Genomic DNA, 26,274 nt, shown 5'->3' with positions numbered 1-26,274 from the left:
AAACGTGGCGCAGCCCGGCGGGCGACTCAGTGGGTCGCCCCGCCGGCCTGCGCCACGTCGCGTTCCACCCTGGTCGCTGTCTCCACCGCCGTCATGATGCCCAGGATGATGTCGTCCAGCGCCATCGCCGGCGGATCGTCCGGCCGCTCCTCGACCTGCTCCGGCAGGTAGGGCACGTGGATGAAACCCGCCTTCACCGGCTTGCCCGCCGTGTGATGCATCAGCCCATAGAACACGTGGTTGCACACGAAGGTGCCCGCGGTTTGCGACACTCCTGCCTTCAAGCCCTTCGCGCGCATCGCCGCCACCATCGCCTTGATTGGCAGCGTGGTGAAGTAGGCCGCCGGTCCGTCGGCGCGGATGGCGCGGTCGACCGGCTGCTGGCCGGCGTTATCGAGGATGGACGCGTCGTCGACATTGATCGCCACCCGCTCCACCGAGATCTCGGCGCGCCCGCCGGCCTGGCCGACGGCGATCACGATGTCGGGCTGCAGCTCGTCGACCAATGCGGCCAGCACGCGGTTGGCCTCGTCGAACACGCAAGGCAGCTGGCGCGCTTCGACCCGAAAGCCCTCGCCGCTCCAGCCTTCGAGCGCCCGCACGGCCTCCCAGGCCGGGTTGATTGACGCCTTGTTGAAGGGTTCGAAACCAGTGAGCAGGACAGTTTTCATCATTGGTTCATCAGGAAGTACAAGAGGAAGATGTTCGCCACCAGCAGCGGCAGCGCGGTCGGGATCTGGGCCCGGATCACGGCATTCTTGTCGGGCAGCTCGAGCAGCGCGGCCGGCACGATGTTGAAGTTCGCCGCCATCGGCGTCATCAATGTACCGCAATAGGCGCTGAACATGCCGATCGCCGCCATCACTGCGGGGTTGGCGCCATACACGCCGACCAGCACCGGAATGCCGACGCCGCCCGCCATCACGGGGAAGGCGGCGAAGCCGTTGCCCATCACGATGGTGAACAGCGCCATGCCGATGCAGAACACCGCTACCGCGACGAAGCGCGAATCCAGGCCGATGTACGAGGTAGTCACGTGGGCCACCGCCTTGCCCACCCCGGCCTCGGTGAACAGCAGGCCGAGCACGGCCAGCATGTGCGGCAGCACCACGGCCCAGCTCATCGCATCGACCAGGCGCCGCGCTTCGCGCACGCCCTGCAGCGGGGTGGAACGCGTCAGCCAGCAGGCGGCAAGCAGCGCCACCAGCGCGGCGACGCCGAGGCTGACCAGGGTCAGGTGCTTCTGGTCGAGCAGCGGCAAGCCGCCCACCTGCACGTCCTTGAACAGGGTCGCGCCCAGCATGGTCACCAGCGGCAGCAGCAGCGCCGGGATGAACAGGCGGTTGCCCAGGCGCGCGCTGGCGGCGCGGCGTTCTTCTTCCGGCAGCACGGCCGCCTTGCCGGCGGTGACACCCTTGAAGCCGGCGACCAGCGCCATCAGGATCATCAAGGCGCCCACCAGCGCAGGCGGCAGGCGCTCGCCGGCCAGGTAGAGCAGCGCGTACAGGCCCCAGAACAGCGCGGTGCTGAAGCGGCGCGGATTGCTGCGGTCGACCAGGTTCATCGCGGCCACCGCCACGAACAGCAGGCCGACCAGCACATAGAAGTGTTCGAGCGTGATCATGCCGCCTTTTCTCCCGCGGCCATCTCGCGGCGGATGCGCGCGTCTAACCGGCGCAGGTTCCAGGCGTGGATGATGAAGGCGCTAACCGCGGTCGGAATGCCCCACAGCGCGATGTGCAGCGGGTTCACCTCGATGCCCTCGGCGTTCAGGATGGTCTGCATCAGCACGATGGCGCCGAAGGCCACGAAGATGTCTTCGCCGAAGAACAGGCCGACGTTGTCGGTGGCGGCCGACATCGCGCGGATGCGGTGGCGCAGCGCGTCGGGCAGGCTGCCATAGCGGGTTTCGGTCGCGGCTTCGGCCATCGGCGCGACCAGCGGACGCACCATGTTCGGATGGCCGCCCAGGCTGGTCAGGCCGGCGGCGGCCGACGTCTCGCGCGCGAACAGGTAGACGATCAAGAGCCGTCCGGCGGTAGCCGACTTCACCTTCGCGATCGCCGCCTGGGCGCGCTCGCGCAGGCCGAAGCGCTCCAGCAGGCCGATGGTGGCCAGCGGCAGCAGCAGGATCAGCGGCAGGTTGCGTGTCTTCACAAACGCGGCGCCGAGCGAAGCAAGGATGGCTTCTACCGGCATCGCGGCGGCCAGGCCGGTGACGCCGCAGGCGGCGACCACCACCAGCACGGGATGCGCGCGCAGCAGGAAGCCAGCGACGATGACCGCGACACCCAGCAGCGGCCACAGGTTGACGGCAGTTTGCATGAACTCTCCGGCTCAGTTGAAAGCCGGGCAATCTTACCGCAAGTCTAGTCCGAATTTACTATTGGAAAGCTCAGCCGGGACGGACGGGGTTGAAGGCGTCGTCGCCGACCACCGTATTCCACTGGCGTACGTGGAAGGCGCGCACCAGGCCGTGGGTGACGTAGGGGTCCTTGGCGGCGAACATCTGCACCGGTTCGGGCGTATCGCAGCTGAACATCAGGACGGCGTGGTCGCTCGGGTCGGCCAATGCGCCGGCAATTACGAGCTCGCCGCGCTGCTGCGCTTCCCAGGCCAGCTTCAGGTGCTCGTCACGGAATTCGCCGCGGCGTTCGAGGTAGTCGGGGGCGAGGTCATACATGAGGAGGTAGTGCACGGAGGCTCCAATGGGTTGAGGGCCGTTGGCCGGAATGTCGATCTTACTTGATCAGGATGAATAGTGGCGGCGTCTACTCCCGTTGTTAGCCTCTGAATCGTCATTCCGGCGAAGGCCGGAATCCAAGTTTGCGTGCGTATTGATTAGGTTTGCCTTAGTGATGCGCGCCGAACTTGGATTCCCGCCTGCGCGGGAATGACGGTTTTGAGGTTAGCGGCAGTAGATACGATTGCGTCGTGCACAGAACCACCCAAGCGTGCGTTCCCCTCCTCCGCCCTATGCCACACTCATCCCGACAGCAACCAACGCATGGAGCACGCCATGAACAAGATCACCATTGCCGGCCAACCTCTGCATTCGGTCCTGAGCGCGGCGCCGGCCATTCTCATTCCCTTCGGTTTCATCCTCGACGCCATGCATAGCGCCACCGGCGACGAGGACTATGCAAAAGCCTCCTACCTGAGCATGGGCGCGGGCATCGTCGGCGGGCTGGCGGCCAGCGTGGCCGGCGTGGCCGACTACGTGGCCGAGAAGCCGCAGGCGGCCGAGGCCAAACGCGAAGGCCAGCTGCATGCTGCGCTGACCGGTGCGGCGCTGCTGGTGGGCGCGGCCAACCTGGTGCTGCGGCGCCAGGGCAGCCATGCGCGCGGCGGCTCGCTGGCCCTGACGGCACTGTCCGCGGCCGGCGTGCTGGCGTCGGAATACCTGGGCAAGCGCATGTCGAACGACACGGGCACGGGCGGCACCGAACACGCCGAAGCGGGCGTCCATACCGACGCCGACAAGGTCCGCATCGACCACACCGTGACCGACGTCGAACAGTACGTCACCGCCGGCCCATCGACGAAACACGCACCGGAATAAGCGCCTTTCCCCGCTTGCTGTTGTAATAAGCCAACTGTTCCGCTACTCAGCAGTAACGCTATCCACTGAGCGAAGTGCCGCACAGAACAAACGTTCGCGGCAGGGGTAGACTGGAACCATGGACACTTCAAAGAAAATGGCAGCGGGGATTACGGGTTTCGCCAGCTTTCTCTGGTTGACCCTGACGGCCGCCGTGGCGGCCAACCAGCGCCGCCTCGTGTTCAACCCCTGCATCACCCCGGAAGTGGAAAGCCCGCGCAGCACCGGGCACCGCACCCGCCCGATCGTCCTGCGCGCCAAGGACGGCACCCGCCTCTGCGGCTGGCTGCTCACGCCCCTGGTGCCGGGCCCGCGTCCCGCCGTGATGTATTTCGGCGGCCGCTCCGAGGAAGTGTCCTGGGTCGCGCGCGACGCCGGCAAGCTGTTCCCGGGCATGACCGTGCTGGTCATGAACTACCGCGGCTATGGCCAGTCGCACGGCGTGCCTGAAGAAATCAACATGATCGAAGACGGCTGCACCCTGTTCGACTGGCTCGCCGCCCTCGGCCAGGTCGACGCCGCCCGCATCGCCGTGGTCGGCCGCAGCCTGGGCTCGGGTGTCGCGGTGCAGGTGGCCAAGGAACGGCCGGTGCACTCGGTGGTCCTGATCACGCCCTACGATTCGATCCTCGCGATCGCCAAGCGCCGCTTCCGCGTGATGCCGATCGAGTACATGCTGCGCCACCGCTTCGAGTCGATCAAGTACGCGCCCTCGCTCAAGGCCCCGACCTACGTGCTGCGCGCGCTTGAAGACGACGTGGTGCCGCACTCGCACACCGACCAGCTGGTGCAGAAGCTGGCCACGCTGGTGGGCGACGACACCGTACCAGGCTCGGACCACATGAACATCCCCTACCTGGAAGCGACCCAGGCCCTGATCGCCAGTTTCCTCACGCGCCAGTTCGCCAAGCCGGCCGCCACGCCGCAACTGCCGGCCGGCGACGCGCCGCAGGTCGTGGCCGAAGTGGGCAAGGAAGTTGGTCCCAAGCCGGAGCCCGTTGCCACGACCACCCTGCCTGCGACCGCATCCGCCGACGATGCATTGAGCGCAATCGCAAAATAATCCCGCGTTTTGGCGGCACTTATATTTCCTTGGAATAAATTGCCAAGTAAAATGGTATTTGTCATCAAACTGTCGCTTGATGCATATTTGACAGGCTGAGCTGCGAGCATCCAGATTCCTGAGAAAGCGCGGCGTCGCGGCGGTGTTCGCCTCCGGGCCTGTTGCAATCAAGCTACATGCAGCAAGGCCTGTCGAGAGAATCACCACCGCGATACAAATCGTAACCCCTCGGGCGCCGTCCGGCTGACACAATGCGCATCGCATTGCCAGGCTCTACGGCGCCGTTGGCGATGCAGCTTGCGCAGCCCGTTCCTCGCCTACGGTTGGGCCGGGTACAATACCGAAATTCCAGGAGCCTCATTCATGAAATTCAAGCAACTCACCATGACCATTGCGGCGCTGTGCGTCGCCGGCAGCGCAGCTGCAGCACCGGCCGCGCCGAAGCTGGGCATGGTCTACGATGCGGGCGGCAAGTTCGACAAATCGTTCAACCAGTCGGCCTTCGAAGGCCTGCAGCGCTTCACCAAGGAAACCGGCATCAAGGTGCTGGAAGTCCAGGCCAACAGCGACACCCAGGCCGAACAGGTGATGCGCGGCCTCGCGCGCAAGAAGGTCGACCTGATCGCGGCGATCGGCTTCTCGCAGACCCAGGCAGTGCAAAAGGTCGCCAAGGAATTCCCGAACGTGCGCTTCGTGCTGATCGACAGCATCGCGCAGGGTAACAACATCAACTCGGTGATGTTCAAGGAACAGGAAGGCTCCTACCTGGTCGGCGTCGCCGCCGCCATGGCCTCCAAGTCGAAGAAGCTGGGCTTCGTCGGCGGCATGGACATCCCGCTGATCCGCGCTTTCGCCTGCGGCTACAGCCAGGGCGCCAAGGCCCAGTTCCCGAAAGTCGAGATCATGCAGAACATGGTCGGCACCACCGCAGCGGCCTGGAACGATCCGGCCAAGGGCGGCGAGCTGGCGCGTGCGCAGTTCGACCGCGGCGCCGACGTGGTGTTCGCGGTGGCCGGCGGCAGCGGCATGGGCGCGCTGCAGATGGCCAAGACCAAGGGCAAGCTGGCGATCGGCGTCGACTCGAACCAGAACTACCTCCACCCGGGCAACATGCTGACCTCGATGGTCAAGCGCGTGGACAACGCCATCTACGAATCCTTCATGGCGCAAAAGAACGGCACCTGGAAGGGTGGCGTCACCTACAAGGGCCTGAAGGAAGGCGGCGTGGACTGGGTCCTGGACAAGGACAACCGCGCAGTCGTCACGCCGGAGATGGAAAAGCGCGTGAACGCCGTGCGCACCGACATCATCAACGGCAAGATCAAGGTCGTCGACTACCGTACCGCAGGCAGCTGCCCGGTCTGATTCACCTATCCCCATGAAAAAGCGCGCCGCGCCGGTCAACCCGGTCCGGCGCGCTTTTGAATGAAATGCAGGCTTTTTATTGCGCATCATCGATGCGCACCACCAACCATTTACTCTGATCGCAATGCAGCCAGCCGTAGAATTTCGCAACATCAGCAAGGCCTTCGGGGCCGTGCAGGCGAACGCTGACGTCAGCTTCCCGATCGCCAAAGGCTCGATCCACGGTGTGATCGGCGAGAATGGCGCGGGCAAGTCCACCCTCATGAGCATCCTGTACGGCTACTATCACGCCGACAGCGGCCAGCTCCTGATCAACGGCCAGGAGCGCCAGATCCGCTCCTCGCAGGAAGCGATCGCGCTCGGCATCGGCATGGTCCACCAGCACTTCATGCTGGTCGAGAACATGACCGTGCTGGACAACGTGATGCTCGGCACCGAGGGCGGATTCAAGCTGGCTGCCAAGCGCAAGGAAACCGAAGCGAAGCTGCGCGAGATCTGCGCGCGCTACCGCCTCGATGTCGACCCGCTTGCCACCATCCACGACCTGTCGGTGGGCGCGCAGCAGCGCGTCGAGATCCTCAAGCAGATCTACCGCAGCGCCGAGATCCTGATCCTGGACGAGCCGACCGCCGTCCTCACCGCCCAGGAAACCGCCTCGCTGTTCGAGATCCTGCGGCTGTTCAAGGAACAGGGCAAGACCATCATCCTGATCACCCACAAGCTGGGCGAGATCATGGAGATCACCGACCAGGTGACCGTGATGCGGGCCGGCCGCGTGGTCGGCGCGGTGAGCACCGCCGAGACCTCCAAGGAGCAGCTGGCCAACATGATGGTTGGCCGCCCGATCGAGGGCAACCTGCCGCGCAAGCCCTTCAATCCGGGCGCGCCGGTGCTGCAGGTCTCGAACCTGCAGCTGGAAGACAAGCAGAAGGTCAAGCTCCTGGCTGACATCGACCTCACCGTGCGCGCCGGCGAGATCGTCGCGATCGCGGGCGTGTCGGGCAACGGCCAGAGCGAACTGATGGAAATCCTGTCGGGCATGCGCCTGCCGACGTCGGGTCGCGTCGAATTCCTCGGCAAGGAACTGCCCTATGCCGGTCGCTCCAACGCCGACGGCCTGCCGGCCGAATTCCGCGACCTCGGCATCGGCCACGTGCCGGAAGACCGCCTGCGCGACGGCGTGATCAAGGATTTCTCGGTCATGCAGAACACCGTGTTCGGCTACCAGGACCGCGTTACCAACAAGATGGGCCTGTTCGACTTCGAAGCCATCGCCAAGCGCTGCGCCCACCTGCTCGAAGCCTTCGACGTGCGTCCGAAGAACCCGGACCTGCGTATCGGTCTTCTCTCCGGCGGTAACCAGCAGAAGGTCGTGATCGCGCGCGAAGTGTCGGCCGCACCAAAACTGATGCTGGTCGGCCAGCCGACCCGCGGCGTCGACATCGGCACCATCGAGAGCATCCACACCCAGCTGCTGCGCCTGCGCGACGAAGGCGTCGCCATCCTGCTGGTGTCGACCGAGCTGGAAGAAGTGCGCGCGCTGGCCGACCGCATCGTGGTCGTCTCCGGTGGCCGCATCACCGGTGAACTGAATGTTGAAGAATTCGATACCACCCGCATCGGCCTGCTGATGGGCGGGATGCACAAATCATGAAAACCACTGAACTCCCACGCTGGGCATCCGGCTTCGTCCTGCCCATCCTGAACCTGTTGTCGGCATTGCTGGTCGCGGCCTTGGTGATCCACCTGCTGGGCGAGAGCCCGGTCGAGTCGATGCAGATCCTGATCAACAGCGCCGTCATCAATCCGGAAGGCCTGAGCTACACGCTGTTCTACGCTTCCACCTTCGTGTTCACTGGCCTCGCGGTCTCGGTGGCGATGAAGGCGGGCCTGTTCAACATCGGCGCCGAAGGCCAGATGTACCTGGGCGGCTTAGGGCTAACCCTGGCGATGCTCGCATTCGACGCTTCGCTCTCGCCCTGGCTCCTGATTCCGCTGGCGATGATCGCCAGCGCCGTGTTCGGCGCCGGCTGGGCCTTCCTGCCCGGCTACCTGCAGGCCAAGCGCGGCAGCCACGTGGTGGTCACGACCATCATGTTCAACTTCATCGCCGCCAGCCTGATGAACTTCATCATCGTGAAGTACCTCATCCCCGAGGGCGACCAGAACCCAGCCAGCCGTACCTTCAGCGAAGCGTCCTGGATGCCGCGCCTGTTCGACTGGTTCCCGGCCATGGGCGACACCCCGCTGAACATCTCCTTCCTGCTGGCGATCCTCGCACTGGTAATCTACGGCCTCGTGATGTCGCGCTCGAGCTGGGGCTACAAGCTGCAGGCCACGGGCCTGAACCAGCACGCCGCCCACTACGCCGGCGTGCGCATCAGCCGCACCATCATCGTCGCGATGCTGATCTCGGGCGCCCTGGCGGGCCTCGCCGCCGTCAACTCGATCCTCGGCTCGACTCACTACCTGAGCCTGAACTTCCCGGCCGGCGCCGGTTTCGTCGGCATCGCGATTGCGCTGATGGGCCGCCAGCATCCGGTCGGCATCTTCCTGTCCTCGGTGCTGTTCGGCGCCCTGATCCAGGGCGGCTTCGACCTGTCGCTGGAAAAGCCGAACATCCCGCAAGAGACCTTCATTTTCATTCAAGGCCTGATCATCCTGTTCTGCGGCGCGATGGAGAACCTGTACGCGCCTGCGGTCCTGAAACTGATCAATGCAACTAAGGCTCGTAAAGGTTAATACGCCATGGAAGACTTCCAGTTCGCCAGTATCGTCGTCTCGACGATCCGCAATGCGCCGGTCCTGATTTTCGCGGCCATGGCCGGCCTGTTCGCCGAGCGCAGCGGCGTGATCGACCTCGGCCTCGAGGGCAAGATCCTCGCCTCCGCCTTCGTCTCCGCCGGCGTCGCCTACTCCTACCAGGACCCGTGGCTCGGCATCGCTGCCGGCATGCTCGCCTCGGTCGCCCTGGCGCTGGTGCAGGCCTTCGTCGCCATCACCCAGAAGGGCAACCAGCTGGTGGCGGGCATGGCGATCAACATCGCCATGAGCGGCCTGACCTTCGTGGTCGCCCAGTACTTCTTCCAGCAGGGCGGCCGCACGCCGGACCTGGGCGAAGCGCGCCTGGCCGACGTGATCCTGCCGGGCACCGCCGCCATGGACAGCATCCCCTTCATCGGCTGGCTGTACGGCCACGTGATCGGCGGCCATTCGGTACTGGTCTACCTCGCCTTCCTGCTCCTGCCGGTGGTGCACTGGACCCTGTACCACAGCCGCTTCGGCCTGCGCCTGCGCGCCTGCGGCGAGAACCCGCATGCGGCCGATGCGGCCGGCGTGTCGGTCCAGAAGACGCGCTATACGGCGATGCTGATTGCCGGCGTGCTGTGCTCGTTCTCGGGCGCCTATCTGTCGATCGTCCAGAGCGGCTTCTTCCTGCGCGACATGTCGGCGGGCGCCGGCTACCTGGCGCTGACGGCGATGGTGTTCGGTAACTGGCGTCCGCTGCACACGGTGCTGGGTTGCCTGATGTTCGGCTTCTTCGGCGCGGTGCAGATCCAGATCGAAGGCGTGGACCTGCCGGTCGTGGGCCGCATCCCGGGTTCGCTGATCCAGATGATCCCGTATGTGCTGACCGTGGTCGTGCTGGCCGGCCTGATGGCCAAGTCGGTGGCGCCGAAGGCGCTGGGACGACCCTTCGTCAAGTCACGCTGAGTTTCAGTACTCTCAAGAATGGCCTGCTTCCGCAGGCCATTTTTTTGCCTCCAGCCAGCGCTTGTTGCCATGGTTGTTAGCAAATGTGACTACCGTAAGCCTTTGTAAAGGCCGTCAACAAGGCTCATCGGCGAGCCGTTGATTGCTCAGGTGACACGATAAACGTACGCCAGAACCGAACCGGAAAGGATTTATCCATGAAGAAAGCACTTGCTACCCTGATCGTCGCTCTGTCGGCTACCTCGGCATTCGCCCAGACCACCTCGCCTACGACCGCAACCCCGGCCACCCCGGCGACTCCGGCCACCGCCGCTACCCCGGCCGTGCCGGCTACCCCGGCAACTTCGGCAGATACCGCCGCCTCGACCACCGATACCTCGGGCGGCACCGGCGCCACCTCGGCAACCGCGGCTTCGCCGGCTACTGCCGCAACCCCGGCCACCCCGGCGACCCCGGCCACTCCGGCAGACAAGACCGACACCAAGCAGGACAAGCAAGCCAAGCACGACAAGAAGTCCTCGCACAAGGACAGCAAGTCGACCGGCAAGTAAGCCATCACCGACCCGGGAAGCCGCGCGCTCCCCGGGTTTCATGGGAGCGTCGTGCGGCCCCGCACGGCGCTTACTGGATCGCCGGATCCACCGTCTCCGCCCCGCTGGCGCGGCGGATGGAACGCTTGAAGGTCCACATCACCCCTATTCCTCCCGATACCCCGCTGTCCTTCACATGCAGGGGACTGTCGCGGTTTGCCGCTCCCTTGTAGCTTTCGAAACGCAGATAGCCGAACACCCGCAGGTCCTCGTCGATGCGGCGAGAGCCGAACAGGCCCAGGCGCGTCGCCATCAGGCCGGAATCGGCCAGGTACGCGGGCCGGAGGGCCGTCGCGTACTGCGGCGCCACCTCGTAGAAGTGGCGGTTGATGCGGCGGTCGCCCAGCACGACGGAGAGATTCGTTTCCAGCGTCCATAGTCCGCGCTCGCCCGCCATCTCGTAGGCCAGGCGCGGCTCGAAAGTGGCGCCCCGATGATGCAGGCCGCCGCGCGCCTCGATCACGGCGCGCAGCGGGAATTCGGCGCGCAGGCGGCGATTGTTGCCGAGCTCGAGCAGGCGCAACTTCAGGCGCGGACCGAATTCGACTAGCGGGCCGAGATCCGGCATGCCGGCGCGCTCGTCGACATCGTCCGAGTCTGAAGGCAAGGCGCCGGCGAAGCCGATGTCGAGTTCGGCCCGGTCACTGCGGAACACGCGCGCGTTGACGCCGGAACGGTCGGCGCGCAGGATCTCGCCGCGGTAGACGATGTTGGGGAAGACCAGCAGGCGCGATTCGCGCTCGTCGGAGCCGGGATAGGACGGAGTCGAGATGGCGGCGGCGCCGACGCCGATTTCCCATAGGGGGAGCTTGCGCTCGGGGCTGGTCTGGGCGCTGGCGGCGCTGGAGAGGATCAGGCAGCCGCAGCAGGCGGCCTTAAGGAGAGGGCTCATGGTCTTGGCGTAGGTTCCGGTGAAGCGGATTCTATCCAAGACCAGGGAGTGGACGCGCCGCGCACGCTGAGCAGCGTCAGCTTTGATGAAAGTCGCCTGCTCGTAAACGTCATCCCGGCGAAGGCCGGGATCCAATTCTGTAGCACAGTGTGAACGTAACTCTGCGCAGCGAACTTGGATCCCGGCCTGCGCCGGGATGACGGTCTTACTTCTGGCGGTGCAAACTACTTTTGCGGTCTAAGGAAGCCGCCGACAATCAACCCTTCTCCGGGAAAATCGCCTGCAGCACCGCCGCCAGGTTGTATCCGCCCTTGATCAGCTGGGTCTTCGCAATCGCCGAGCTCGGCACTGGGTAGTTCTGCGGCACTTCCAGTGCGAAGGTGTAGTAGGTCTCGCCCTTCTTGCTGGTCTGCGGAGTCAGCTTGCCCGGCATCACGTCCTGGTAGGCCAGCTTGGCCACCACCAGGGCGTCGTCCGCCCACTGGTATGGCCAGGTGATCGGGTCGCCCTTGGCCTTGGCCACCTGCGGGTTGCCGGCGATGGCCGCGTCCGCGAACTGCTCCGGGGTCTTGGTCTTGATGCGGCGGAAGGCGTAGTCCACCGTGGTGCTGTCCCAGTACGAGTGGAAGGGCTTGGTCAGGGCCTTGGGGACGCCTTCGCGCACCGGGGCCGGTTCGCCCGGGCCGATCAGGCCATCGGCCAGCGCGCTCACCTTGGCGTCGTCCAGCAGCAGGTTGTTGCCGCCGCGCGAATCGAAGATCGCGGTCTCGTCGACTTCGGCATGGGTCTTCGGCACCACGAACTTGCCGTCCTTGGAAACAAAGGCGGCGCCCACGTGCAGCGGCTGGTGGATGTCGCCGGCGAAGTGGGTCAGCAGGATCAGGGCCTGGCGCTTGGTGAACTTGTGCGGGTTCAGGGCTGGGTCGGTCTTGCCCTGCAGGACCGCGATGCACTGCTTCAGGGTCTGGACGATATCCACGTCGGCCGTGCCGACGCCGTGGTCATGGTACTTCTCGAGCTGGAACGGAACGTCGGTGTAGTGGTACTCGCTGTGCTTGGGATTGCCGCCCACGTAGTCCACCATCTCCTGGGTCTGCGGGCCGCAATAGCTGCCCTTGACGCAGTCGGCCCAGTTGGCGATCGACTCGAGCGATTCACCCGGCAGCAGCAGGGCCTGGATCTGCTTCTGGGCGTTCGAGCCCTTGAGCAGCTTGTCGGCGATGGCGCCGACGGCGCGGTGGCCGTCACGGCCCCAGGCCGCGGCGTCGAACGATACAAAGGCGCCGGTCAGCGCGAGTACACAGGCGAGTTTTTTCATGGTCATCCTTGGTTGAAGGCTCATTGGGCCTTGATGATGCGTGGCGCGCTCGGGGCCAGCGCGGCGCCCTGCCCCTCGGTCTTGCGCAGGTAGTCGGTGAAGGCGTCGAGGTCCATCAGGCCGGTCTCGAGGCGATTGCCGCCCTTGGCGAATTCGGGGAAGTTGTCGCCGCCTTCGGCCAGGAAGTTATTCGCGACGATGCGGTAGGTCTTGTTCGCTTCCAGCGGCTTGCCGTTCAGCGTGACGGCGGTGACGCGGCTACCGGCCGGGCGCTTCTCGTCCCAGGTATAGCTGAAGCCATTGGACACCTGCAGCATCGAGCCGTTGCTGGATGCCGAACGCCACTGCTGCTCGAGCAGGGTGCGGATCTGGGCGCCGGTCAGGTCCATCACCACCAGCGTGTTCCCGAACGGGAGCACGGCCTGGGTCTGGCCGAAGGACGCGACATTGTCCACACCCGCTTCCAGGTCCTTGCGGATGCCGCCTTCGTTCATGAAGCCGATCTGGGCGCCCAGGTTGCGGGTCGCGGCCAGCACGGCGTCGGCGATCAGGTTGCCAAGCGGCGCTTCGCCGGCCTCGTTCTGCTTTTTCAACACCGGCGCCGCGGCCAGGCGCGCCACCGGGCGATTCAGGGCTGCGCGGCTGCTTTCCTTGACCTTCGCGATGAAGGCGACCATCTTTTCGTCGGCCGGGAAGTCGCCCGCTTTCATCAGGACGTTCTCGACCTTGATCTCGCCGACGCTGCCCACGCCCTTCTGCACTTTCATGGCGATGCGGGTCAGCAGGTGGCCATAGGACGAGGCCTGGGTCACGGTACGGCCGTCGACCTTGCACAGGTAGCCCTCGTGGGTATGGCCGGTGATGACCAGCTTGATGGCCGGGTCGAGCTTTTTCACGATGTCGACGATCGGGCCTTTGAGCTGGCTGCAGCCGGGAGTCATCGCGCTTTCCTTGGTACTTCCGCCCTGGTGCACCAGGGCCACGACCACGTCGGCGCCCTCACGGCGCATGGCGGGAATGGCGCGGTTGATGGCCGCCGCCTCGTCGCCGAATTCCAGGCCGGCGATCCCGGAGGCCATCACCACCGAGCGGGTGTCCTGCAGCACCACGCCGACCAGGCCGACCTTGATGCCCTTGGCTTCGATGATCCTGAAGGCCGGGATGAAGGGCTGGCCGGTGGCCTTGTCGACCACGTTGCCGGCCAGGTAGGTGAAGTTCGCGCCGCGGTAATCCTTGGCCATCTGGCAGGCCTTGTCCGGACGCGGCGAATCGCAGCCGCCGTGCTGCTGGCGCAGCAGTTCCTTGCGGCCGGCATCGAATTCGTGGTTGCCGACCGCGGACACGCGCAGGTCGAGCATGTTCATCGCCTCGATGGTGGGCTCGTCGGCCCACAGCGAGGACATCGCCGGGCTGGCGCCGACCAGGTCGCCCGCGGAGACGAACAGCAGGTCCTTGTCCTGCTTGCGCCAGGCCTGCAGCGCGGCTGCCACCGCCTCGGCGCCGCCGGCGCGGATCGGGCTCGCCTTGCTGCCGTCAGCGTTGGTCGGGGTGTAGCGGCTGGGTTCCAGGTTGCCGTGGAAGTCGTTCAGGGCAACCAGGTTGATCGTGACAGGGTCGTTCGCAACCGCGTTGCGGCCCGATTGCGTGGAATAGTTGGCGACGGCGCCGAGCCAGGTACAGCCGGAGACAGCCAGGGGAAGCGCAAGCGCCAGCGCGACACGGGAAAGCCGTGCCGGGGCACGCGGGAAGTCGGTCGTCATATCGATGTCAATACTGGAGGTTGGATGTAAAAACAGGCCCTTGCGGGCCTGTTCGGTACTGCACGCTACGCCTGCCGCGTGAGGCAGCGGCAGGCATTGTAGCGTTATTAGATGTCCACCGACAGGGTGACCGACGCGAAGCGCGGTGCGCCCAGGTAGTAACGCAGGGTGCCGACGCTGGTCACGCCCGGGAACGGGGTGGTGTTGTTGACAGTCGACGACGACGGGTTGCGATACTGCTTGTTGGTGATGTTGCTGATGTTGAACTGCAGCTTCGGACGCTTGAAGACACCCCAGTTGTCGAAGGTGTAGCCAGTATCGAAGCCGTAGGTGGTGTAACCCGGTGCCCACTCGTCGTTCACCAGGGTGCCTGCCTGGCGGCTGGTTGCCTTGGCTTTCACGCGGGCGTAGAACGTGCCCTGGGTGTATTCCAGCGACAGGCCGGCCTTCAGCTTCGGCGTCAGCGGCATTTCCTTGCCGGCGGTCGGCAGGGTACCGGTGGCGCTCACGCGCAGGTTGTCTTCGATCTTGCTGCGGGTGTAGCCGAACGAACCGTAAGCTGCCCAGCCGTTGATCGGGGTGTTGCCCAGTTCGATCTCGAGGCCGTGGTTCTTCACGTTGCCAGCGTTGGTGTAGCTGCTGGTGTTGGTGATCGGGTCAAACGCGGTCGCCTGGCGGTTCTTGAAGTCGACGTAGAACGCGGTCACGGTCGCGATCAGGTTGTTGCTCTGGTGGCGGTAGCCGATGTCGGTGTTCCACGAGGTCTCTTCCTGCACGTCGCCGCGCAGGGTCGCCTGGTTACCAACCAGGGTCACGTTGGTGCCGACGTTGCTGAACACGAAGTTCGGCGGGGCTTTCATGTTCTTCGCCACCGACGCGAACAGCTGGTCGTCGTTGGTGATGCGGAAGCGGGCGCCCAGCTGCGGCAGCACGTCCTTGTACTTCTTGACGATGTTGTAGGTCGGGTTCTGGTTGCCTTCGCTCGCGAAGTTGGTGAAGTCACGCTCGATGTTCGGCGTACGCAGACCCAGGTTCAGGGTCAGCTTGTCGTCCATCATCGTGATCGTGTCCTGGATGAAGAACTGGTACGCGGTCGAGATGGTGTCCCAGTCGCGGCTCATGAACAGCGAACCGTCCGGACGGCGGATCTGGTAGATCTGCAGGTACGGGTCATACGGACGGCCGTCGGCGGTCACCGGGACCATCGGGCCGGTCTGACGGTGCTTGGCGCGCTCGTACCAGAAGCCACCCAGGATGTTGTGGTTGTTCCACTGGTAGTTCAGCGACGAGGTGATACCCGGACGCTTGGTGTCGGTGTGCGACGCGTTCGCCATGATGATGGTGTCGAGCGTATCGCCGTCGCCGTTCAGGTCGACCGATGCGCCGAGGCGGTTGGTCGTGGTGTTCAGGAAGCTGCCGCTTTCGCGCTGGACGCGCTGCTGCAGGCCACCGTTACCGAAGCCATACCAGAAGTACGGCAGCACTTTCAGGTCGAGGTTTTCGCTCAGGCGGAACTTGGCGGTTGCCGAAGCAATCGCGTTCTTGAACGGGTTGATGTACAGGCCGTGGTACAGCGGGGTCTGGGTAGCTTCGGTCTGGGCAGTGCCTGCACGCGGGGTCAGGTGGCCGACGAAGTAGTCGCTGGTGTCGTAGTAGTAACCACGGGTGTTGATTTCGGTCAGCGTCAGGTTGTTGATGCTGTTGTTCAGCGCTTCGTTCCACAGCAGGGTGGCGTGGATGTAGTTGAAGCGATCCCAGTCGTAGTTGAAGCCGGCGTCGATGTGGTTACGCTCTGCCTTGCCCTTGCCCTTCCACTTGTCCGACATGGCGCGCGAGAACGAGACGAACAGCTTCGAGCGGTTGTCCGGCAGAATGCCGCTGTCGTAGCGGACGAAGGACTTGAACATGTCCAGCTGGCCGAAGGTCTGCATCACGCGCAGGCGCTGCTTGTTTTCCGGGTTGCAGGTGTTGATGCCGAAGTTACCGCCGGTCGCGCCGACCTGCGGCGAGTCGACGTCGGTCGAACCCTGGGTCACGAACTGCGAGCAGGTGTTTTCCTGGTCAACGTATTCTTGCGGGTACACCGAGAACGAACCCGAGTCGTTCACCGGCACGCCGTTGATGGTGGCGCCGATCTGGTCGCTGTTGAAACCGCGCAGGGTCAGGCCGCCGCCGAACAGGCCGGTTGCATCGTGGTTGTAGCTGTTCACTGCCGGCAGCAGTTCCAGTGCCTCATAGGCGTTGCCGGTCGGGCGCTGCTTTTCCAGTTCCGCTGCGGTGACGGTCGAACGCGCTTTCGGCGCTTCTTCGAAGACCATCAGACCCATACCCAGTTTCTTGCCGGTGATAACAACTTCCGAACGAACCTGGCCTTCGTCAGACGTTGCCGTCTGGGCTTGGGCGACGCCGGCGCATGCCAGGCATGCCAGCGCGATCGCGCTCAGGCGCAGCTTCGGTTGTTGGTTAAAAGCGGATTGCATTCAAAACTCCCCTAGAGTGTCATTATGAAAACTACAACAGCAAGTGCTACACCTGCATGAATTCTTGCCAAAAGTTCTAGACTTTTGCAGCGGCATGGCAGTGTAAGGTCTGAATATGTCCGGTTGATGACGCCACCGGAGTCACGATGAGGCGTGGACCAAGTAGAAAAAAAGTCTTTCCTAAATAGTCACTCGCCGACTATGCATGAGTGCATCTAGCGTGACAAATACCATTTCGCTTACAAATTTATACGTATTTCGTATAAGTCCCCGTGGCTGTCCCGTGTCGGTTGTCCGCAACACGGAGTTCACCTGTGGAAATTGCTGCGGCGCGATTATAAGAGGACTAATTCAGCAGCGAAACGAATTAATTTGTAAATCCGTTTTGCCAAGGAGATGGATGGGCAATGTGTAGCGCGGTGGCCACACATTGCCCTTTTGGAAGAGATTGGCACTGTCAAGTGCCGTTTTTTTGATCAGCGCTTGGCTGCGGGGGCGGCGCTGCGGGCCAGTTCGGCGATCCGGGCTTCGAACGCCGCGAAACGCTCGTCCAGCTGACGGGTCAGGCGTTGTTTTTCTGCTACCGGCAGGAAGGCGTAGCGGATGCTGTTGTACGAGGTGCGCTTCATTTCCGCGTAGTCCGGCTTGTAGCGGCTGGCGAACAGCACGTACTCGTTCGACAGGGTGTGGCGGGTCACGCCGGCGTCGTCGGTCGAGATCACGTAGGGCACGCCATATTTACGATACAGGGTGATCGGGTGGTTGGCCCCTTCGATGCCGCTGATGAAGGCGTTCGAGGTCAGGTTGATCTCGACCGGGATGTCGTCCTTGCGCATCTTCGCCATGATGGCCGGGGCATTGGTCTCGTGCGCCAGGTCGATGCCGTGGCCGATGCGGTTGGCGCCGGCAACCACCAGGGCCTGGTCGATGTGGAACTTCAGGCCTTCCGGCGGCACGTCGCCCAGCGCCAGCTCGCCGGCGTGCATGGCGATCCTCACTTCCGGATAGCGCGACTTCAGGAAGCGGAACATCTTCATGTGCAGCGCGTAGTCGCGCATCGACACCATGGTGCTTTCCTGGCCAACGATATTGACGCCGACGATCTTGTCGCTCATGGCCGCAGCCTTGAAACCCGAGACCATCGACGAGAACACCTGCGAGGGGTTCAGCAGGCGCAGCACGTAGGTCTGGTAGCGCATGGTGAAGCGCTCGTCGTCGATGCCTTCGGCCGACTCGTGGATCTTGTTGACGAAGTCTTCAAGGGACTTGCGGAAGCCGGCGTCCTGCTCCAGCACCGCCAGCCAGGCGCCCATCTGGGCTTCAAAAGCCTTGTCGTCATTGGCGTTCTGCCAGGCCTGGGTGTCGAACTCCTTGTTCACCACGAAGGGCGACATCTTGAACATGGTCTCGATGTAGCTGACGTTTTCCGCAATGGCGCGCTTCTTGAGTTCCTGCAGGCCTTCGCGGAAGTTCGCGTTCGAGACCGGGCCAAAGAAGCCGAAGGTCTGGAAGAACAAACGGTCCGGCGGCGGCTGGATCGCGCCGTGGTTGTTGAAGTCCTTGTTCGACCAGCGCTGCAGCAGTTCGCGGTAGGTGTAGTCGTCGGCATACACCTCGCTTGTGGACAGGCAGTTGCGGTCCTTGGCCGGCTTGGCGCGCTCGGCCTCGACGACTTCCTTCCGGGTCTCGATCTGGTAGGTCTGCTTGTTGACGCAGTAGCCCTGCTTGTCGAGGAAGTCGACGTACTGCTCGGCATAGACCGAACCCGAATAATGGTGGTGCAGGTCGCCGCCCTTGGGCATCTGGGTGAAGAACAGGGTCAGCTCGGACAGCTTCGGCTCGCCGGCGATCAGGCTGGCGTAGTGGCGGGCGGTGGCGGCTTCGTTCGCGGTCGAAGCCGGGCCTTTGGCCAGGGCTGGGGCGCCGGCGACGGCCAGCGACAGGGCAAAAGCCGGCAGGACGCTGCCGGTCAGTTTCTTGTACATGGGTGTGACTTTCTGGTGCGGTGGACCGCGCAACTCTATACGGTTGAGTTAGCCTTTGCAATATGGCACGTAGGGTGGGCGGGTCCCCCCCCCCACGCGGTGATAGCTGGCGGCGAGATCATCCGGCACGATGGTGGAGCCCTCGACAATCACCGCGTGGGCGGTCAAGCCGCCCACCCTACGCGCTGCGGCGATGAACGAGGGCGCCGCCCGAATAGGTCGCCCTGATCGCACGGTCGTCGCCCAGCAGCGCCAGCGCGAACAGCAACTCCTCGAGTGACTCCAGCTGCGCCGTGCGGCGCGCCAGCAGCGGCGTGGCCTTCGGGTCGAGCACGATGAAGTCCGCTTCCGCGCCCGGGACAAAGCTGCCGATCGTGCCCTCCAGGTCCATGGCGCGCGCCGCGCCCAGGGTGGCGAGATAGAACATGCGCAGCGCAGGCAGGTAGCTGCCCTTCAGGCGCGCCACCTTGTAGGCTTCGTTCATGGTCTGCAGGATCGAGAACGAGGTGCCGGCGCCGACGTCGGTGCCGAGCGACAGCAGCGCGTTTGCCCCATCCGCCTTTTCGAAGTCGAACAGGCCGCTGCCGAGGAACAGGTTGGAGGTCGGGCAGACCGCCACGGCGCCGCCCGTGGCCGCCATGCGCGCGAAGTCTTCGTCGTCGAGCCAGATGCAGTGGCCGAACAGCGCGCGCGGGCGCATCAGGCCAAAGCGCTCATACACGTCCAGGTAGCTGCGCGACTGCGGATGCAGTTCGCCCACCCACTTGCACTCGTCCTTGTTTTCCGAGACGTGGGTCTGGATGAAGGTGTCGGGCCAGGCCTTCGCCAGTTCGGCGGTGGCGCGCAGCTGGGCGTCGGTCGAGGTCGGGGCGAAGCGCGGCGTGATCGCATACAGCTGGCGCCCGCGCTTGTGCCACTTCTCGATCAGGGCGGCGCTGTCGCCCACGCTGCCCTCGCAATCGCGCAGGAAATCCGGGCAGTGGCGGTCCATCAGCACCTTGCCGGCCACCATGCGCAGGTTGCGCGCCTCGCTGGCCTCGAAAAAGGCGTCGACCGATTGCGGATGCACGGTGCAGTAGACGACCGCGGTGGTGGTCCCGCAGCGTAGCAGTTCGTCGAGGAAGAACTCGGCGGTCGCACGGGCGTGCGCCGGGTCCTCGAAGCGGCGTTCGGTCGGGAAAGTGTAGGTCTCCAGCCAGGGCAGCAGGCCCTCGCTTGGCGAGGCAATCATGTCGGTCTGCGGGTAATGCAGGTGGGTGTCGATGAAGCCCGGGGTGATGAGCTGGCCACGGTAGTCGTGCGGCGTCACGCCGTCAGGCAAGCTGCCGATCAGCGCGGCATAATCGCCGGCGGCCTTGACGCGGCCATCCTCGACCACCAGCAGGCCGTCTTCGTGCCAGGCGTGGGCATCGCCGTGGAATCCCGGGTCGGCGTGAAAATGCAGCAAGCTCGCACGATAGGCTTGCACGTTGTGAGGTGCGGTGGACATCAGTGTATTTCCGTTGAAACTTCAATTGGGCGGGCTGCCGCTTCCCATACGGTGAGCAGCTGGGCCGCCACGGAGGCCGCGATCACGGCCGGGGCCTTGCCCTCGATGCCGGGAATGCCGACCGGGCAAACCATGGTGGCGAGGCGCGCATCAATGATGCCGCGTTCGCGCAGGCGGTGCTCGAACTGGCGGCGCTTGGTATCGGAGCCGATCAGGCCGAACCAATCCTGGGCGCCGGGGCGGGACAGTATCGCGTGCGACAGGCTCAGGTCAAGGGCATGGCTGTGGGTCATGACCAGAAAGGTGGTGCCCTGTGGTGCGTTTTCAACAAGCGCTTCGGGCGTGTCGGTCGCTTCGACCGTCACGTTGGCCGGGATGGCGGCCGGGAACAGGTCCTCGCGCTCGTCGACCCAGGTGACGCGGCAAGGCAGCTCGGCCAGGGCGCGTACGATGGCGGCGCCGACATGGCCGGCGCCGAACAGCATCAGGTGGGCACGCGGGGCGAGGACAGCGTCGGCCAGCCAGAGACGGCCTGCGTCGTCCTGGAATATGTGCGTGCCCTGCGAGCGGTCGAATTCAGGGACAGCTTCGCCATCCAGCAGTCGTCCGCTGCCGTCGAATATACCCGTAGGGTGGGCGGCTTCGCCGCCCACGCGGTCAACTGGCGGACGCACAGGCTGTCCCTCATCTTTCGCCGACCGCGTGGGCGGGTGACCGTGATCTGGTCCACTGGACCAGATCACCCCTACACAAACCACCCGCCAGGTGTCCTCATTGCGCCGACTGTCGAGCAGTGACAGCTGCTGCGCATCGGCAAACTCGAACGCCAGCCAGGCGATACCACCGCAGCACTGTCCCAGCTTTGGCCCCAGCGGAAAGCGTTCGACGTGCGCGGCCCCGCCCTGCTCCAGCATGGCACGCGCCATCTCCAGCGCCCGGTGCTCCAGGTGGCCGCCGCCAATGGTGCCCCTGAAACCCTGGGCATCCACCAGCATGCGGGCGCCCGGCTCGCGTGGAACGGAACCCTCGACGCGGGCGACCGTCACCAGCACTGCCGGCGCGTGCAGCTCGGATGGGAGCCAATCGCTCATCAGGCACTCGCCGATTCGACGTAGGCCACCGCCTTGAGGATTTCCTCACAGGTGGCCGGCGCGTTCAACGGCGGATTCACGCGATGGCCGCCCACGCTCGAGATGGCGTCGCGAATCGCAAAGAACACCGAGAACGGCAGCAGCAGCGGCGGCTCGCCCACCGCCTTGGAGCGGTGGATGCTGTCGGCCACGTTGCGGTTCTTGAAGAGGCGCACGCGGAAGTCTTCCGGGCAGTCGGAGATACCAGGAATCTTGTAGGTCGACGGCGCGTGCGTCATCAACTTGCCCGCCGGGTTCCACCACAGTTCTTCGGTGGTAAGCCAACCCATGCCCTGGATGAAGGCGCCTTCGACCTGGCCGATGTCGATCGCCGGATTCAGCGAGTTGCCGGCGTCGTAGAGCGCATCGGCGCGCAGCAGCTTCCACTCGCCGGTGAGCGTGTCCACCACCACTTCCGACACGGCGGCGCCGTAGGCGTAGTAGGAGAAGGGATTGCCGTTCATGGTCTTCGGATCCCAGTGCAGGCCGGGGGTGGCATAGAAGCCGTCCGACCACAGCTGCACCCGCGCCAGATAGGCCTTGGCCACCACTTCGCCGAAGCGCAGCGCCTGGCCGGCCACGAAGACGGTGTCGTCGGCGAAGCGCACCTCGGACGGCTCGCCGCCGAACTGCGAGGCCACGAACGCAGCCAGGCGCTCGCGGATCTTGCGCGCGGCGTCCTGCGCGGCCTTGCCGTTCAGGTCCGCGCCGGTGGACGCTGCCGTGGCCGAGGTGTTGGCGACCTTGCTGGTATTGGTGGCGGTGGCACGCACACGCTCCAGGTCCACGCCCAGTTCGTGCGCGACCACCTGCATCACCTTGGTGTTGATGCCCTGCCCCATCTCGGTGCCGCCGTGGTTCACCAGGATCGAGCCGTCCACGTAGACGTGCACCAGCGCGCCGGCCTGGTTCAGGTGGGTGACGTTGAAGGCGATGCCGAATTTCACCGGGGTGAGCGCCAGGCCCTTCTTCAGCACCGGGCTGCAGCGGTTAAATTCGTTAATTGCGGTACGGCGGGCGCGGTAGTCGCTGGTCTGTTCCAGCTCGGCCACCAGTTCGTGGATCACGTTGTCGACCACCGCCTGGCCGTAGGGGGTGACGTTGCGATCGGCCTTGCCGTAGAAATTCAGGCGCCGGATGTCGAGCGGGTCGCGGCCCAGGTTGCGTGCGATCTCGTCGATCACGTATTCGATCGCGATCGCACCCTGCGGCCCGCCGAAGCCGCGGAAGGCGGTGTTCGACTGGGTGTTGGTCTTGCCGCAGGCGGCGCGGATCTCGACGTCGGAGAGGTAATAAGTATTGTCGAAGTGGCAGACGGCGCGCGTGGCCACGGGGCCGGACAGGTCGGCCGAGAAGCCGGCGCGCGTGACCATGTCGACTTTCGCCGCAACGATGCGCCCTTCCCCGTCGTAGCCGACTTCGTACTCGTAGTGGAAGCAGTGGCGCTTGCCGGTGACGAGCATGTCGTCGTCGCGGTCGGCGCGCAGCTTGACCGGGCGGCGCAGGCGGGCGGCCGCAATCGCCGCGCTCGACGCCCACAGCGCCGACTGCGATTCCTTGCCGCCGAAGCCGCCGCCCATGCGGCGGCACTCGACCACCACGTGGTGCGAATGCAGGCCCAGCGCGTGCGCGACCACGTGCTGCATTTCGCTCGGATGCTGGGTCGAGCAGTAGACATGCATGCCGCGGTCCTCTCCCGGGATCGCATAGGCGATCTGGCCTTCGAGGTAGAACTGTTCCTGGCCGCCGACGTAGAGCTCGCCCTTGACGCGGTAAGGAGACTGGGCGAACGCACTTTCGGCATCGCCGCGCGCCAGGCGCATCGGCGGCAGCACATAGGACTGGGCCGCGCGTGCCGCCTGCGGCGTGAGGATGGCCGGCAGGTCTTCGTACTCGACCTTCGCCAGTTTCGCAGCGCGCCGTGCGTTGTCGTGGCTGTCGGCGACGACGATGAACATCGGCTGGCCGACGTACTGGACCAGGCCATCGGCCAGGATCGGGTCGTCGTGGATGATCGGGCCGCAATCGTTCGTGCCCGGGATGTCGCGCGCCGTCAGGACCGCGACCACGCCGCGGCTGGCGCGCACGGGTTCCAGGTCGATGCCGAGGATGCGCGCATGGGCGCGGGAGGACAGGCCGAGCGCCGCATGCAGGGTGCCGGCAGTCTCAGGGATGTCGTCGGTATAGGTGGCCTGGCCGAGCACGTGCAGTACGGCGGATTCGTGCGGCCGCGCGCGGCCGACTTCGGTCCACTGGCTCGCATCGAGGATAGGGGTGCCTGCGTCGTTCATGTCGCTCTCCTCAACCGGCCGCGAAGGCATTGACCGCCGTTGCCGGCAGCGGATTGTCGACGCGGGTCTCGAGCCAGAAGCGCCGCAGCAGGTTCTGCGCCGCCTGCATGCGGTAGCTGCTGGACGCGCGCATGTCGCTCAAGGGGGCGTAATCCTGCGCCAACATGCTCATGGCCGCGCGCATGGTGGCGTCATTCCAGGCCTCGCCGACCAGTGCCGCTTCGGCTTGCGTCGCCCGCTTGGGCGTGGCCGCCATGCCGCCAAAGGCGATGCGTGCGCTGGCGATGGTGTCGCCATCGAGCGTGATGGCGAAGGCCGCGCACACGGCCGAAATGTCCTGGTCGAAGCGCTTGGCCAGTTTATAGGTACGCATCCGCAGCCCCTCACGGCGCAGCGGGATGCGCAGGCCCTGGACGAATTCGCCGGCCTGCAGGTCTTTCTGCTGGTAGCCAAGATAGAAATCTTCCAGCGCCAGCACGCGCTTGCCCGCAGCGCCGCGCAGCACCACCTGGCTGCCCAGGGCGATCAGCCAGGGCATCGAATCGCCGATCGGCGAGCCGTTGGCGACGTTGCCGCCCAGGGTGCCGGCATTGCGGATCGGGAGCGAGGCGAAGCGCTGCCACATCTCCGACAGCTCGTCGGGGTAATGGCGGCAGATGGCGGCGTAGGCGTCGTTCAGCGTAACGCCGGCGCCGATCTCGAGCATGCCGTCGCTTTCCGCCACGGCCTTCAACGCGTCCACCTGGCCCAGGTAGATGATGTCGTTCAGCTCGCGCATGTGCTTGGTCACCCACAGGCCGACATCGGTGGAACCGGCCAGCAGCAGCGCGGCCGGGTGTTCGGCGCGCAGCTGGACCAGTTCGTCCAGCGTGCGCGGGATGTGGAAGCGTCCGCCTTTCGCTTCATAGCTGAAGCCATGGGTGCGCTGGAGCAGCTGCAGGCGTTCGGCCAGCGCGGCGCGGTCAAAAGCAGCCGGCGGCAGCTCGACCATGCGGCGCGCCGCATCGATGATCGGGCGGTAGCCGGTGCAGCGGCACAGGTTGCCCGACAGGGCGTCGTCGATCTGGCAGCGCGTAGGCGTGCCTTGCTGTTTCAGGTACATGCCCCACAGCGACATGGCAAAGCCCGGCGTGCAGAAGCCACACTGGGAACCGTGGCACTCGACCAGCGCCTGCTGCACCGGATGCAGCGAACCGTCCTGCTGCTGCAGGTCTTCCACCGTGAACAGGGCCTTGCCGTCGAGCGTAGGGGTGAACTGGATGCAGGAATTGACCGCCTTGAGTTCGAGTTGCCCGCCTTCCAGCGAGCCGAGCACCACCGTGCAGGCGCCGCAGTCGCCTTCGGCGCAGCCTTCCTTGGTGCCGGTGCAGTGCAGGTCTTCCCGCAGGTGCTGCAGGATGGTCTGCGTGGGCTGCGCATCGCGCACTTCCCGCACGGCGCCACGGTAATAGAATCGGATCGGCTCGGACATGGTGTTCTCATTTTCAGGCAAGGGCGGAAGGCTAGCACCCAAAGGCATTTCACTTATAAGACAATCTATATATTACTTATCAATATATTCGTATATCTTATGAATCGCTGCACGCTTTCATTTTAGGAAAGGATGCACGCTTTTCCAGTGCCGTGCGATGTCGATGCGGCGCGTGATCCAGACGCCCTCGTGCCCCTGCACGTAGTCGAGGAAGCGCGCCAGCGCCGCGGCGCGCGCCGGCCGCCCGACCAGGCGGCAGTGCAGGCCGATCGACAGCATCTTCGGCCGGTCCAGGCCGTTCGGGTCGCCTTCCGCGTACAGCACGTCGAAGGCATCCTTCAGGTAGTCGAAGAACTGGGTGCCCGAATTGAAGCCCTGCGTGGCGGCGAAGCGCATGTCGTTGGTGTCGAGGGTATAGGGCACCACCAGGTGCGGCACCGTTTCGCCCCCGCTCACCGCCACCTCTTGCCAGAACGGCAGGTCGTCGCCGTAGTGGTCGGCGTCGTAGGCGAAGCCGCCGTGCTCGACCACCAGGCGGCGCGTGTTGGGCGAGTCGCGTCCGGTGTACCAGCCGAGCGGCGCTTCTCCGGTGAGCTCGCGGATGATCTGCACCGCTTCCTGCATGTGGGCACGCTCGGTGGCCTCGTCCACGTTCTGGTACGAGATCCAGCGCAGGCCGTGGCAGGCGATCTCGTGGCCCAGTTCGCGGAAGGCGCTCACCGCCTCCATATTGCGCTTGAGCGCCATCGCCACCCCGAACACCGTCAGCGGCAGCCCGCGCTCCTCGAACAGGCGCAGCACCCGCCACAGGCCGGCGCGCGAGCCGTATTCATAGAGAGACTCCATGCTCATGTGGCGCATCGGGAAGGCTTGGGCGCCGATGATCTCGGATAAAAAGGTCTCCGAGGCCGGGTCGCCGTGCAGCACGCAGTTTTCCGCCCCTTCCTCGTAGTTCAGCACGAACTGCAGGGCGACCCGGGCGCCGCCGGGCCAGCGGGAATGGGGCGGCGTGCGGCCGTAGCCGACCAGGTCGCGCGGATAGTTCCGGTAGGTGTCCATGAGCGTCATAAAAAGGGAGGTATATCGGCGATCATATATTGCAGGAAGCACAACGGTATATGATTC

21 protein-coding genes are annotated in these 26,274 nt (G+C 64.9%); 7 read left to right on the top strand and 14 right to left on the bottom strand.

Features of this window, described 5'->3' with window-relative positions; translation table 11 throughout:
* Positions 1-26 precede the first annotated feature (26 nt).
* From pcp to LK539_RS06680, 4 genes are all read right to left on the bottom strand, one after another.
* Positions 27-671 (bottom strand): pyroglutamyl-peptidase I, encoded by a 645-nt coding sequence (gene pcp, locus LK539_RS06695; RefSeq protein ID WP_227800559.1) that lies wholly within the window; start codon positions 669-671, stop codon positions 27-29.
* Complete coding sequence (locus tag LK539_RS06690; protein ID WP_227800133.1) at positions 671-1,624, bottom strand: DUF979 domain-containing protein; 954 nt, start codon at positions 1,622-1,624, stop codon at positions 671-673. The genes pcp and LK539_RS06690 overlap by 1 nt, the downstream gene beginning before the upstream one ends.
* Positions 1,621-2,325, bottom strand: a complete 705-nt coding sequence (locus LK539_RS06685) for a DUF969 domain-containing protein (protein WP_227800132.1) — start codon at positions 2,323-2,325, stop codon at positions 1,621-1,623. Before LK539_RS06685 ends, LK539_RS06690 begins: the two co-directional genes overlap by 4 nt.
* Before the next feature lie 70 nt (positions 2,326-2,395).
* Entirely contained in the window at positions 2,396-2,698 is a 303-nt protein-coding gene (locus LK539_RS06680) for a YciI-like protein (RefSeq protein WP_227800131.1), read from the bottom strand.
* Positions 2,699-3,019: 321 nt separating this feature from the next.
* Between LK539_RS06680 and LK539_RS06675 the strand changes: the two genes are divergently transcribed.
* The 7 genes from LK539_RS06675 to LK539_RS06645 all read left to right on the top strand — a co-directional run bounded on the left by LK539_RS06675 (position 3,020) and on the right by LK539_RS06645 (position 10,294).
* Positions 3,020-3,562, top strand: coding sequence for a DUF2231 domain-containing protein (locus LK539_RS06675; protein ID WP_227800130.1), 543 nt, complete (start codon positions 3,020-3,022; stop codon positions 3,560-3,562).
* A 136-nt stretch (positions 3,563-3,698) separates the two neighbouring features.
* The gene (locus LK539_RS06670; protein ID WP_227800129.1) at positions 3,699-4,664 is read left to right on the top strand and encodes an alpha/beta hydrolase; all 966 of its coding nucleotides are present in this window, start codon (positions 3,699-3,701) and stop codon (positions 4,662-4,664) included.
* Between the two features lie 363 nt (positions 4,665-5,027).
* The gene (locus LK539_RS06665) at positions 5,028-6,029 is read left to right on the top strand and encodes a BMP family protein (RefSeq protein ID WP_227800128.1); all 1,002 of its coding nucleotides are present in this window, start codon (positions 5,028-5,030) and stop codon (positions 6,027-6,029) included.
* 124 nt (positions 6,030-6,153) lie between these two features.
* Positions 6,154-7,683: an ABC transporter ATP-binding protein gene (locus LK539_RS06660; protein WP_227800127.1), complete on the top strand. Its 1,530-nt coding sequence runs from the start codon at positions 6,154-6,156 to the stop codon at positions 7,681-7,683.
* On the top strand, positions 7,680-8,771 hold the full coding sequence (locus LK539_RS06655) for an ABC transporter permease (protein ID WP_227800126.1): 1,092 nt from the start codon (positions 7,680-7,682) through the stop codon (positions 8,769-8,771). The genes LK539_RS06660 and LK539_RS06655 overlap by 4 nt, the downstream gene beginning before the upstream one ends.
* 6 nt (positions 8,772-8,777) lie before the next feature.
* Positions 8,778-9,743 (top strand): ABC transporter permease, encoded by a 966-nt coding sequence (locus LK539_RS06650; RefSeq protein WP_227800125.1) that lies wholly within the window; start codon positions 8,778-8,780, stop codon positions 9,741-9,743.
* A gap of 197 nt (positions 9,744-9,940) precedes the next feature.
* On the top strand, positions 9,941-10,294 hold the full coding sequence (locus LK539_RS06645) for a hypothetical protein (protein WP_227800124.1): 354 nt from the start codon (positions 9,941-9,943) through the stop codon (positions 10,292-10,294).
* 70 nt (positions 10,295-10,364) lie between these two features.
* Here LK539_RS06645 and LK539_RS06640 read toward each other — a convergent pair whose 3' ends face one another.
* From LK539_RS06640 to puuE, 10 genes are all read right to left on the bottom strand, one after another.
* The gene (locus LK539_RS06640; RefSeq protein ID WP_227800123.1) at positions 10,365-11,225 is read right to left on the bottom strand and encodes a MipA/OmpV family protein; all 861 of its coding nucleotides are present in this window, start codon (positions 11,223-11,225) and stop codon (positions 10,365-10,367) included.
* A 256-nt stretch (positions 11,226-11,481) separates the two neighbouring features.
* Positions 11,482-12,543: a S1/P1 nuclease gene (locus LK539_RS06635; RefSeq protein WP_227800122.1), complete on the bottom strand. Its 1,062-nt coding sequence runs from the start codon at positions 12,541-12,543 to the stop codon at positions 11,482-11,484.
* A 20-nt stretch (positions 12,544-12,563) separates the two neighbouring features.
* Positions 12,564-14,303, bottom strand: a complete 1,740-nt coding sequence (locus LK539_RS06630) for a bifunctional UDP-sugar hydrolase/5'-nucleotidase (protein WP_227800121.1) — start codon at positions 14,301-14,303, stop codon at positions 12,564-12,566.
* Positions 14,304-14,410: 107 nt separating this feature from the next.
* Positions 14,411-16,783, bottom strand: a complete 2,373-nt coding sequence (locus tag LK539_RS06625) for a TonB-dependent receptor (RefSeq protein WP_227800120.1) — start codon at positions 16,781-16,783, stop codon at positions 14,411-14,413.
* Positions 16,784-17,259: 476 nt separating this feature from the next.
* Positions 17,260-18,768: an adenosine deaminase gene (locus LK539_RS06620; RefSeq protein WP_227800119.1), complete on the bottom strand. Its 1,509-nt coding sequence runs from the start codon at positions 18,766-18,768 to the stop codon at positions 17,260-17,262.
* A 178-nt stretch (positions 18,769-18,946) separates the two neighbouring features.
* Positions 18,947-20,257 (bottom strand): guanine deaminase, encoded by a 1,311-nt coding sequence (gene guaD / locus LK539_RS06615; RefSeq protein WP_227800118.1) that lies wholly within the window; start codon positions 20,255-20,257, stop codon positions 18,947-18,949.
* Positions 20,257-21,348: a xanthine dehydrogenase accessory protein XdhC gene (gene xdhC, locus LK539_RS06610; protein WP_227800117.1), complete on the bottom strand. Its 1,092-nt coding sequence runs from the start codon at positions 21,346-21,348 to the stop codon at positions 20,257-20,259. The genes guaD and xdhC overlap by 1 nt, the downstream gene beginning before the upstream one ends.
* Entirely contained in the window at positions 21,348-23,678 is a 2,331-nt protein-coding gene (gene xdhB / locus LK539_RS06605) for a xanthine dehydrogenase molybdopterin binding subunit (protein WP_227800116.1), read from the bottom strand. The genes xdhC and xdhB overlap by 1 nt, the downstream gene beginning before the upstream one ends.
* A gap of 10 nt (positions 23,679-23,688) precedes the next feature.
* A complete protein-coding gene (xdhA, locus tag LK539_RS06600) occupies positions 23,689-25,149 on the bottom strand; it encodes a xanthine dehydrogenase small subunit (RefSeq protein WP_227800115.1) in 1,461 nt (486 codons plus the stop codon).
* A gap of 117 nt (positions 25,150-25,266) precedes the next feature.
* The gene (gene puuE / locus LK539_RS06595) at positions 25,267-26,208 is read right to left on the bottom strand and encodes an allantoinase PuuE (protein ID WP_227800114.1); all 942 of its coding nucleotides are present in this window, start codon (positions 26,206-26,208) and stop codon (positions 25,267-25,269) included.
* Positions 26,209-26,274: the final 66 nt, after the last annotated feature.

Origin of the sequence: Massilia sp. IC2-476, assembly GCF_020707295.1 — a bacterium.
Lineage (GTDB): Bacteria > Pseudomonadota > Gammaproteobacteria > Burkholderiales > Burkholderiaceae_D > Telluria.
This window is presented reverse-complemented; position numbering and strand designations above follow the sequence as displayed.